The sequence below is a fragment of the Mesorhizobium erdmanii genome (genome assembly GCF_013170725.1).
GTDB lineage: Bacteria > Pseudomonadota > Alphaproteobacteria > Rhizobiales > Rhizobiaceae > Mesorhizobium > Mesorhizobium erdmanii.
The window spans coordinates 6,455,056-6,466,693 of record NZ_CP033361.1; the positions used below are offsets into that span (position 1 = coordinate 6,455,056).

General features: G+C 55.8%; 8 protein-coding genes and 1 pseudogene. 2 read left to right on the top strand and 7 right to left on the bottom strand.

The annotated features are described in order from the left end of the window. Positions 1-58 precede the first annotated feature (58 nt). The 7 genes and pseudogenes from EB233_RS30975 to EB233_RS31010 all read right to left on the bottom strand — a co-directional run. Complete coding sequence (locus EB233_RS30975) at positions 59-781, bottom strand: DUF6602 domain-containing protein (protein WP_064990655.1); 723 nt, start codon at positions 779-781, stop codon at positions 59-61. Then, a complete protein-coding gene (locus EB233_RS31700; RefSeq protein ID WP_179948855.1) occupies positions 778-1,806 on the bottom strand; it encodes a nucleotidyltransferase family protein in 1,029 nt (342 codons plus the stop codon). The genes EB233_RS30975 and EB233_RS31700 overlap by 4 nt, the downstream gene beginning before the upstream one ends. A 13-nt stretch (positions 1,807-1,819) precedes the next feature. Next, the gene (locus EB233_RS30990) at positions 1,820-2,563 is read right to left on the bottom strand and encodes a hypothetical protein (protein ID WP_155765384.1); all 744 of its coding nucleotides are present in this window, start codon (positions 2,561-2,563) and stop codon (positions 1,820-1,822) included. Positions 2,564-2,571: 8 nt separating this feature from the next. Then, the gene (locus EB233_RS30995; RefSeq protein ID WP_064990653.1) at positions 2,572-2,931 is read right to left on the bottom strand and encodes a hypothetical protein; all 360 of its coding nucleotides are present in this window, start codon (positions 2,929-2,931) and stop codon (positions 2,572-2,574) included. A 33-nt stretch (positions 2,932-2,964) separates the two neighbouring features. Further along, positions 2,965-4,092 (bottom strand): RelA/SpoT domain-containing protein, encoded by a 1,128-nt coding sequence (locus tag EB233_RS31000; RefSeq protein WP_246298419.1) that lies wholly within the window; start codon positions 4,090-4,092, stop codon positions 2,965-2,967. A 307-nt stretch (positions 4,093-4,399) separates the two neighbouring features. Beyond that, complete coding sequence (locus EB233_RS31005; RefSeq protein WP_081294178.1) at positions 4,400-7,111, bottom strand: class III lanthionine synthetase LanKC N-terminal domain-containing protein; 2,712 nt, start codon at positions 7,109-7,111, stop codon at positions 4,400-4,402. A gap of 1,768 nt (positions 7,112-8,879) precedes the next feature. Then, positions 8,880-9,237, bottom strand: a pseudogene (locus EB233_RS31010) (recombinase family protein); the annotation flags it as partial. 396 nt (positions 9,238-9,633) lie between these two features. On the opposite strand from EB233_RS31010, the gene EB233_RS31015 reads away from it, so the two are divergent. Together EB233_RS31015 and EB233_RS31020 are read left to right on the top strand one after the other, a co-directional pair. Beyond that, entirely contained in the window at positions 9,634-10,767 is a 1,134-nt protein-coding gene (locus EB233_RS31015) for a phospholipase effector Tle1 domain-containing protein (RefSeq protein WP_171892277.1), read from the top strand. 179 nt (positions 10,768-10,946) lie between these two features. Continuing rightward, positions 10,947-11,495 (top strand): recombinase family protein, encoded by a 549-nt coding sequence (locus EB233_RS31020; RefSeq protein WP_064990650.1) that lies wholly within the window; start codon positions 10,947-10,949, stop codon positions 11,493-11,495. The last annotated feature ends 143 nt before the right edge of the window (positions 11,496-11,638 follow it).

An 11,638-nucleotide genomic window follows, 5' to 3' on the forward strand; every position in this document is an offset into this window, starting at 1 on the left:
AGCCTGACATCACTGCGCTCCGCCACCCCGTCACCACCAATCGTCGCCGGATCTTGCGTTATTCAATCAACCACCGTGCATAGGCCCGGACGTCGATCATGGGAACGGTTCCAATCTCCTGCAGCCGGGCGATCAGTTCCATCAGGAGGGCGGTAGCGGGCTTGCCGCCTGGCGTCACCGCGGTCTGCCCGTCTACGCCGCGGCCGAACCAGCCGTGCGCGGCCACGCATCCGATATCGAGCAGGCTTTCATCCGGGGCGCTGTCGAGCAGGTCTGTCATGGTTTTGCCCATGGGCGGGCTCCAGTCGCTTTCGAATGTTAGGATGCCGCTGAGAATGTGGTGTGGCTTTTTAGCCTCGGCCTTGCCGCCGAGCCATGGAACCGCCAGACTGGTCCGATCGAGCTTGCGGACACTGGCTGCCTTGTCGCGGGCATAGCCCACATACATCGCGTTGATCGTCTGTTTCGCCTCAAAGATAGCATAGACACTTTCGGCCGGGATGATCTTGATGCCGTGCATCTCGAAGATCAAAGGCGTGTACTGCCGGTCGTAAATGACGACATCGATCTGCTGGCTGAACGAGCCGTGGCTATCGACGACATGAGCGGTATCCACCTGATACCGCTTCGGCAGATAAGTGTTCAGCAGATCGACCCAGACGGCTTCGCTCGCGTCGCCCTTCGTGCCGGAATGGGCGAACGATTTGCGCGCCTGATTCAAGCTCTGCTCGACCTTGTCGTGGAGCCCGGCGAGCAATTCGTGCAGCGACCATCCGCTCATTTGACAAACTGCCCCCATGTACCGTTGATCGCCTGCGCTGCGGCGGCGCTGATCCTTTGTTTCTCAGCGGGGGTCAGGTCGTCCGAAATTACGTTGTTGGTGTTGGCCGGATCGACGAACCGGGCGTTCGGCAAGCGGTCGCGGAGATATATGAGGCACGCGAGTACCCGCTCGCTCAGGGTAGCGTGGTTCGTGTTGCGCAGCGCCTCGATCACGGCCAGCTCGACATAGAAGGACGGGAAATCGAGACCCTTCTGGTCTCGCCACAGCTTAATAAGGCGCGACTCCTGCTGGCGGCCGCCTGCCCAGACGGTCGCGATATGCGTCTGAACATTAGTTTTCGTCCAGGTATTGGCGCGGCGGCGATACAGGCTGTGATCGCTCGATAGCGAGTTCTGCCGCTTCGCCGGAACTAGGTCCACATCGTAGCCATTAACCTGGATGTTGATGGAAACATTCTGGCGCTTGGGCGCGTAGCCGACCGCGGTAAGCTTCTTAACATAGAAGGACGGGAAATCGAGACCCTTCTGGTCTCGCCACAGCTTAATAAGGCGCGACTCCTGCTGGCGGCCGCCTGCCCAGACGGTCGCGATATGCGTCTGAACATTAGTTTTCGTCCAGGTATTGGCGCGGCGGCGATACAGGCTGTGATCGCTCGATAGCGAGTTCTGCCGCTTCGCCGGAACTAGGTCCACATCGTAGCCATTAACCTGGATGTTGATGGAAACATTCTGGCGCTTGGGCGCGTAGCCGACCGCGGTAAGCTTCTTAAATAGCAATTCGTATATCTGCTGCAGCGTTTCGGCGGTGTCTTCTGACAGCGAAATAAACAGGTCGATATCCGTGCCGCTGTGGTTGGCGGTTCCCTTCGCGAAAGACCCGCTCGGATTCACCGAAAGCAGCTTATTGCCCGCCCAGCCCGAAATCACGGGCGTCAGCGTTGCCTGAACGCTTCTTACCGGTGAATATAGACCCGTATCGACGGCCTCGCGGGCCAGTATTCCCTGCAGATAGGCGTCGCTCATCCGGTTTCGATCCCTACAGCGGGTCCGGCTGGGCGACTGCCTTCTTCCTATCCGAGTTGGCGATCATGTTCTTGATGCTTTCGCTCGCTTTCTTACGCCTGACATCCTCGTTGCTGTAGGCAATGTCGAGTGTGTCGCGAGGATTCCAGCGGGTGAAGTCGGGCTGGTCCAGCTTGTAGCGTCGCCGCAGGTCGGCGGCGAGATCGAGGGCGTGGAGGCCGACGCGGCCGTACTGGTAGCGCCTTTCCTCCCGGACCTCGTCCCAGTTCGGCGGCCCGGAGTGCTGCGCGAATGCGACTATCATGCTGTCGGCGACCGCGATTTCGTTGGGCAGGGACAGGGTGCGGTACATGAGGGCCGCGTCCAGGGTTTTCCAGTCGAGGTCGGCCGGGAATTCCAGTTCCGGGGCGTCGACTTGCGGGGTCAGTTCGTCGTCCACGTACTCGCCCTGGTCATGGATTACGTCAACGCAGTGAAGCACGAACGGGTCCAACATGCAGACCACCCGGGTGGCGACGTAGGTGGCGTGCCTGTCGCGCTCCTGCTGGCTGTCCCTGGCGATAGTCAGCCGATGGTTGGCGTAAGTAACTAGAACAGTGCCAGCCGTCGTCGTCACGGCGGTCATGACGGCAAGGGGCCAGCCCGTCAGCCAGGAGTCGGAAGCGCCGCTGGACGGATCGCTGGCCGCAAGCAGCGGTCGCGACTGGAGGACGAGCATTGCGGCGGAAATGAGGGCACTCCAGCTGATCCTGCCCATGCACGCCATCATGACTGTGCCTGTCTGGCCGGAAACCTTAGTCTGAGAACTAGGTAGGCGAGCATCCCCACGGAGATGCCAAGTGTCGCGAACTCAACGCCTGTCGCGAATGACCACGCGACCGCGCCGAGCGGCACCGCCCAAGAGCGTCCGGCCAGCCCCGGAGTCATGAACGCCGCCGCCAGCCATGTAGCAGCCGCCGCTACGAAAAGAGCGAGGGCCGTCGCCAGTGCGAAGCCCAGTGTCCCGAGCAGGAACCCCGGCCGCATGCGCTGTGCGAGATAGCCGGACATTGTGATGCCTGCCACGGCGACGGCTATGTTGAATGCAACGTAACGGTCCATCAGTGCGGCTTCGAATTCCTGCATGCTTACCCCCCATTTCGCCACCCCGTGCCCGGATCAACGTCGCGGCTCGATCCAACGCGTATAACGCCTGCGCAGGGCTCCGTAGTCAGGCTGCTGCACCTCCTTCGGCCTGACCACTTCCTGTGGAGCCAAGGTGTATTCGATGCCTGACTGTCCGCTGCAGGCGAGTTGCAGGTTGCGGATGAATAGGCTGACGTCGCCGAAATAGTTCGGGTAGGTGGAAACCAGCTTGTCGATCTTGTCCACCTCGACGAGGACGACCTTATCCTGGCTTTCCCCAACCTCGATCGCCCTTTCGGCAAGCTCAAGCGCGCCCGTTGCGGAGAACGTGCCCATATAGGTCTCGATCTTGACGGTGTGATCCGGCCTGTACCGCAGGAGGTAATAGCGGCCGCGGTCATGGGTGAAATTCTCGGCGAAATGGGTGGCGGCCTTGATGTTCTGGAGCATGCTCACGGCACCGAGCTTGGCGTTGAGATCCTTCAGTTCCTTGATACGTTCGGCTCGATCCGGAACCCCGGCCGGAAGCGGGCTGCGCTCGACATGCGCGAACTCAGCGGAAGCAAGTTCGAACAGCCGCAGCCAGTCGCCGTCTCCCTTGTGGTGCTTCAGGTCTTGGTTGCGATAGAGGCTGACGGCCTCGATAGCGGTCGCCCAGGAGTGCTGTAGGCGGGTCCTCACTTGCAGCTCGATGCGGCGACCGGCGTAGGATTCGTCCTCCTGCTTCGCGGGCGTAAACTCCATGGAGAGATGGTGGCTGCGGTAGCCATCGTCCTTGGGTTTCTGGATGTAGTCCCATTCCTTGCGAATGACGTGCGGACAGCGCTCGCGCACGCGTTCGACGAGGCGGTTCACGCCATCGATGTCATTGAGGATCGCCCGGCACCCGCCGAGGTCCTGCATCTGGTCGAGCCGGATCGTCGTCTCGGCGAGCTTGCGCCGGATTGACGACATCCGTTTCGGCCGTGCGGCCATGTCTCCTCGAATGGAGGCCTGCCGCATGGCAATCCGCACCGAAGCACGGATGCTACGCATGGGGTAAATGTGGGAGTCACGCCATGAATTGGCTATGGAGAATATCGCGATCGCATCGGCGTTGTTTTGCCGGGTGAAGTACACCGGGCCAGCAAGGCTTTTCCCTGCGGCACGGACTTCGTCCATCGCGTATCGAAGGCGCGGATACTCCGACATCAGCCGAATCACCTTTGAATTCAGAACTGTCCGAAAATAGGTATTCGCCTTCGACTGTCCAGCGGCACCGGGCGTCTCTCCCTAAGGATTCTTCGCTTTTCCCCGAAGGAATCCTTGTTTCGTGCTAACTCGCCTTTCTTGAAAATTCCGGCTTTGGTCATTTGAGATGAAGATGGTGGAGCAAGCTGCCGAAATAGGTTACCGCAAGCGTCCCCAGGGCCGTGGCTCCAACCGTGAGAAGCGTCATCCCGACGTTCAAGTCAGCCACGCTTGTCGCCTATGTGGAAGGAGTGATGCGTGTACGTCCGCTTGTCATTGGATCATCCGACCAAGCTCGTTTACTTGCGGCGAGTCGAAATAACGGGCCAATGAGGCCAGAGTACCCAACCATGAAATCAGGGGTCGTCACCTCTGGATTCTCTGTATAAACTGCCACTCCATCCTCAGATTCGATACGGAATGTCTCAAGAATGGTGGCAATTTCAAATGCGCTGCGACGGTAATCGTCTGAATGCAATATTGTATGAGCGTCCAACAAAACATCAATCGACCCGGCTAGGCCATGACAGTATGCAGGAGTAGCCCAACGTGATCCTTCGCTCACCGCGTTCAAAGCCAAATGCATGGCTTTCAATAGAGAAGCTTCAGGGTGAATTTCGTAAAGGTGCATTAAGAACGTTGCTATTCCAGCCGACCCATGACACCAGTATGGAGGCGCCGCCCCAGCGCTCTCTTCAACCGAATTCCAGTACGCGCCCGCCACCGGCCCTTTCCAAAGCTGCATACGTTGTAAGAGCCACTCTCCCGCACCGTCAGCAACTGAGATATAACGGTCGTCACCCGTGCGTAGGTATAATTCAACCAAAGTGTCAGCGATGCCCGCGGCTCCGTGAGCGTACCCAAGGTAGGTGTTGTTACTTAATCCGCCGAAGCCGTTTGGTATCTTCCAGGCGTGGAACGCACCATTTTTCGCCAATGCAGCTGACGCAATTATTTCACCACAACTTACCGCATCTTTGAGCAGATGCGCGTCGCCTGTCACGTCCCAAATTCGAATAAGACTACGCAATCGACCTGCAGTTCCATTAAATAAATCGGGCGATGTATGAGCCATACTTGACGTATCACGCGCAATTGAAATTGCAGATCTAAGAATCTCTTCATTGTTTAGTTCCGTAGCCGCGACACAGAGTGCATAGGCCACACCCATTTCACCGACATATAAGCCGGGCAAACGGCCTTCTACTATTTTATTAGTAGATGTAAGCCATCGGCAAGCCCCAAGAAGCACCTCCGTTGCATCGCGGAGGAGCGTGCGGTCAAAACACTCATTACCCAAAGCGTTCGCTAATGCTATAACCATACCCGACACGCCTACGTGTATATCTCGCGCTACCGATGTTACGCAAAGGGGATGACAAGATTCCCAGAATCCTTGGCCGTCACCAAGCCAATTAAAGCGAGATATCAGCGTCTTGACCAACTTATTAGCCAAAAGGCTCGGATCGCAGGTACTCGCGAGAGCCGATCGATCCGCCATGTTGCGTGGACTGGCCTTCACCGGCAATTGCACGTCGTCTAACCTGGAGCTCACATGACTCGCTGCCAAGTTGGGAAACCCATCGGGGTCAAGACATTCGGTCACCAGGTCAATTATCCCCTGCGGACAGGCGCTGTTCATGAGCTCGAGACGCCGACTTAATAAATCCGTAGGCGTGGGCGATCGAGACGGCTCTGCACCGGTAAATATAAAGTATAGGATAGCCCCGAGGCTATATATATCGTCACGCTTTGACGGGATACGAGTATTCAATTGACGGGAGCTCATGTACCCCCTAGTCCCGCCCCCAACGGTATGATCTAGTATCTCCGACAAAAGGTACACGTGTTCGGCGTCAACGAAATCAACGTTTCCGTTACCGCACACCAGAATGTTACTAGACTTTAAGTCCCGATAAACGAAGTCTTTTTGATGCAATGTACCGACGTGTCTTGCTATCGCCGTTGCGGTTTGCAGAACTTCCTTCGTAATTGTCGGTCCCTCGCGCGTGAATTTGGACGTAACGTATTCGGACAACGGCAAACCATCCACATATTGCATCACGAGCCATAAGTTATGGTCGGACTCAATCAGATCGTAACACTTCGGGAATACGTTAAGACCCCGCAACATTCCAAGCATTCTATGCTCCGCTAGGAGCATTTTTGACGGGTCGGAATCGCTATGAAAAACGTTTGGCCTAAGCCGGGCCCGCTTGACGACGCAAGCGACATTGCTGTCGATGTCGTGGCCCATAAACACGGCACCGCGGGCAGTTCTAGACACTTGAAACAACAGAAGGTAGCGATCTGAAATAAGGTGGGCCTCGTCGCGCCGTCGCGCTTCAAGATCATTCGGGAAAGGACAAGGGACATCGTCTGGCGCGGCATAAAACGGCCTACGATGATCAGGCGTCAATGATCCGTCCTTCGCGCGAAAAGCCGATACGATTTCGCCGTTGGGAAGCTGCATCGAAGTGTTTATGAACGTGCCGTAGCGATAATAGACATTGCCGTCAGGATGAACCGGAAGATCGCTCGGAACCTCCGGCGCATTGAACTCCAAGGTCGAAAGATAAAGTAGTTCGGCGATCTCGACAGCGGAGGAATCACTGTCGGGGTATACCGTAATAAATTTTCCTATCTGGCTCGCGCCAAGACTGCCAGCGTTCAAACTGCGCAACACCAATGGAGTCCGCGCCACCTTAAATGAACAATCGAGGTCCAAGAGTACGGACAGTGCAGCCCTTAGAACACGCAGACTATTGCCAATGTTAGCGGAGATATGAAGCTTCCAACCTTGGTCTAGCAATCGGCGCGTTCGCGACCGGATCATGATCCACTGGTCACCAGCTATCACCGCGTCTGCCGACGAGCGAACCGACGCCTCCGACAGTATAAGGTCGAGAAAATCATCGAGACGGGGTTTGGTTAGCGCGCCAGTAGACATCACCGCTAGAAACACCCTTAACGGTTTAAGAGTATTTACAATCTACTGTGGCCGACAATGCGACTTCGGCCCACACGTACCCTTTGTAGCTGTTCTGATTGCCGCTATAGTTCCGGCGTCCAGGTAACGCTTGGGCCGACACAGGTCGCCGGGCATTCACTACTCCAGCAGGTTGTATCGTAACAGGTACACTCGTCCGCAGTTGCGCCAGATTCCCGCAAAACGCTCTTATCGAACCCGAGATCAATCAAAGTCTGCTTTGGATTCGACTTAACTCTCTCAGCGAATTGGGGGTCGGTCTCCAATCTCATACGCAAGTAATTACTGAGCGTTTTGAATTGTTCCGATTTTTTGCTGGACTCGGTAATAGGCATCAGCGCGATCCTCCATCCAGCCACTGGTTTAGAATTAAATCTGTGATATGTCAAAGGGAAACAGCACGGTCGCGTACACGAACAAGTAGTTGCAAGAATGGGGGACTGCGCTAGGTCAGGATCGCGGACCTATTAGTTCGCAGGGAATCCGTCTGGGAGTGCGAAACAGGGGCAACTATTTGGACACGAGGATCCAGATGAAGCGGTGCATATATGTGATTGGTTTTATTTTCCTTTCATTTCCGGTCGTGACAAATGAAGCGACGGCGGCAATGTGTACGCCGGTGGATACCGGTCTACTTCACATTCTTTTGCCCTTTACGTTTGGGCCTCAATGCGTTGAACTTGTAACCGTTCGAAAGGAGATATGTGTCCAGGGCGCAACGCGAGCGGAGGGAGTGACCGTTGAAGTGGTCGAGCAACACAATGCGCAGGGGCCGTTTTCCACGGCGGATGCCGGTCCTCCGGGCTGTTTCGATCTTGGTATTCAATCTAGGACCGCTGACCACGCGGGAGACTATCCGGGCTACAGATGTTCGCCGGGCGACGTCAGCGCAATTGTCCACGCCAACCTCTGCTCTGACCCATAAGGGGCGACGAGCGGCGTCTCAGCCTGCAAAAGTCTGCTGGTCTCACTCGTCAAGGTTGGTTCGTGGGTAGATGTGGGCGAGTAGGGATTTAGGATTCGCCCAGGGTTGATCAAGGCTGAAACGCAAGCTCGAAGTGCCATTACCTAAAGCGAAAGCAGTCTTTTCAACGATTGGGGAAAAATCGTGGCCGGTTGCGCGGTCTCTGGGGACAATGTAGCTTTCAGTCGGCGCACGATCCTTGAGGCTACTAATTTTGTCTAACGCAGGAAATCTGCGAAAACCTGGTAAAGGGGAGGATTGATCAATGGCTTCGACCGGACATGATGCACCAGTTGGAAACTCACCGAGGCCAGAGAATCCGGATACGCTAGGTGCTTGCTACTATAGAGCGTTTCTTGGCGGGCAGCAGGACTGTCTCGTCACCACGTGGGTAGACTGCTATGCAAACTATAATCCAAAGACTGGCTATATCGTTGAAAAGTGGGTTGAGGGCGTAGATTGCGCAGGCAGAGCGATAGGCTAATTCGAGAGCTACTGAGGCGGGCGCTGCAGTCCTACTCGGATAGCGCTATATTATCGCGCTGCTGGGACATAGAGCATGGCGGTTTCCGAGGAGCCGAACCGGCGTGAGCCTCGGGGAACGCGTAGTGCGGAAGCTGAATGCGATCGCCTAACGCCCGGCTATGCACAGGTGATCAGAAAAATGCGGAACCGAACCCACCTCGAACGTCATGTCGGTGTGCCACCAGTTAAGCAGGCGGTGTGTCGAGGGAATGAGAAGGTACCATTTCGACAAGAAGAGGTTTAATGAGGGTGGCTGCCTGCGGCCTCTATGACGCGATAAACGTCCATCCTGGAACAACTGACTATCTTCGCAATGGCAGTCGGTTTGGTACCCTCTCTGTGGAGTTTCAATATCTGATCTCGATCAAGCCTTCGCTTGCCGCCTTTGTAGGCTCCTTCCCGTTTGGCTCGCTCGATCCCCTTCGCGCTGGCGCTCCTTGATAAAGCGGCGCTCCATCTGCGCAACCATGCCTAGCACCGTCAGCAATATTTGGCCCATCTCTCCACCAGTCGAAACATGCGGGTCCAGGACAGTCACGAAAGCCCCTCGCTGCTCGCACTCGTGGATCAGGTTCAGCACATCGCGGGTCGTTGACCCAGATGTTACATGGTCGTCCTCGCTCATGTATCCAAAAGCCCTGTCGGCATCCTCGACGGCGTGTGCGGCAGTGAGGGCTTGCGCTTTTCACTTCATCAGACTTGTTATCCAAACTCTTCAACGACGTTTTAGCCGCAATCGGCTACGTGCTTATCAGCCATGGGGGGCTTCTTTTCATCGAGCGACATCGCGCAAAGCTCTCACATAGGCGGTGCTCCAATAAAAGACCGCCGCGTGATCACGTTATCGGCATGCTCAATCGCGCTCTAGATCAAAAATAGCCGCAATTGTCCGTCGCATAGCTCTCTTTCTAGCGGAGTCCTAGCGTCCATTTGCTAAATCTGCCAAACTTAAGTCTGTCGCAGCTATCGAGACATGCTGCAAGCGGGGGATTGGATGCCGCGCGCGCTCATTTTTTTGTTCGATGGTACGGCCAATGAGCCGACCGAGCCGTCGGCGGAACCGAGTAATGTGTTCAAGCTGAACTCCCTTGTCGCTGAGTCCAGATCGATCGGCAGACGACATCGCTCTCAGGTCACCTTTTACATTCCAGGGATCGGCACGAAGTTCACAAGCCGTGGTATGTTTTCGAAAATTCGGCAGCTATGGTTCGGCGACGGCGTCTATGAAATGGTCATGCGGGCATACATCAACCTCGCTTCCAACTACCGGCCCGGCGACGACTTACTTGTGATTGGGTTCTCTAGGGGAGCGATAGCGGCGCGCCTATTCTGTCGGCTTGTATCGGACTTTGGATTGCTCCAAGCAAACAGTGTTCGCTATTTCTCCGATATGTTCGAGGGATTCTCGGCGGCAACCAAAGGTACATTCAATTCTTACGCTGAAGCGGCTAGTAAATTCAGATCGCAATATTCGGAGCAGATGCTCGAAACGCCCTCAATCAAATTCCTAGGTCTTTTTGATTGTGTCGGTGGGCCGCGAGAATTTCGCAACTTCCTGCATGTAATTGACCAGCGGCAATCGGAGAACGTACTTCGGTATGTTCATCTGATGAGCCTCCATGACATGCGCGACCATTTCGTACTGGCGAGGCTGCAACCCTCGAACGGTGAGTCCCGTGAGATTTGGGTTCCGGGCGTTCACTCCGATGTTGGCGGAGGCTATCGCCACGACGCGCTCGCCAACACGTGCCTATTCACAATGGCGATTGCGCTGCAGCGAGATGCCGGAATTGCGCTGGAGACGACAGCGCTATCCAAGCTCCAGGATGAGATTGACACCTCGCTTGCCTCTCACCTTGTCGCAGTGAACCGGGAGGGTCCAAGCGTGGCCAAGAAGAAGCGAAACGACTATTTCCTACAGAGCGACAAAGTTCACTGGATCCATTTCGTATTAATTGGAGAATCGGTGCACTGGAAAGATGAGGCCTATGAGGTCTACCAAAACAGGCTAGGAGACAGTCTTGCACCGGATGACTGGACTAGAAAGCTCCTCCAAAAACTTGGGCCTTTCGTGGCAGCAGAGCTGAAACGCAAGAGTCCGCCTTCGCGGCGGAGTCGATCCAAATAGTGATGTATGCGGTAGCCCGCTTGTGCTCGATCATACAATTGTCAGACCTCCAGCCGCTGCACTTCAGGGTATACCCCAGCGTGACGTAACCGGCTCCTGGCCTTCATGCGTAACATCGGAGTTGACAGCGACTATTTGTGACAAGGTAGCCTCAGGCCTAAACCTTGAGGTGACACCTGATGAGCAGGATTGGCTACGCCCGCGTCAGCACGATCGATCAGGATCTAGAAACGCAAATCGTCAAGCTGAAAGCCGAAGGGTGCGATATTATCCGATCGGAGAAGGTCTCGGGGGCGAGCCGTGACGGCAGGGCCGAATTGGCAACGATCATAGACTTCCTGCGGCCGGGGGATGAGCTGGTGGTGACACGCCTCGACCGGCTCGGGCGCGACACCCGCGACGTACTCAACCTGATCTACGAGTGCGAACAGAAGGCCGCATTCGTCACGGTACTCGATCCTCATGTTTCGACGCGGGGCGAGATGGGCCACATAGTGCTGACTGTTTTGGGTATGGTCGCCCAAATGGAACGGCGTTTTATCAAGGAGCGCCAACGGGAGGGCATCGAGCAAGCCAAACGACAGGGTGTCTATCTGGGTGGCAAAGCGCGCCTAGATCACCAGAAAGTGAAAGACATGCACGAGGGCGGTGCCGGGGCGTCAGAAATCGCTCGAGCGGTCGGTTGTTCACGGATGCAAATCTACCGAATACTTCAATCAAACAGATGAATAAGGCCTTGCTGTGCCATGGCCGCCTGACAAAACGCGCTGATCTCTTTGACCGCTTTTAGTCGCCGTCCACCTCCAGCAATAGCCGCAATGACATCTTCGGGCTTGTCTTGACTCACTAATACATTTGGAGCTTACATTGG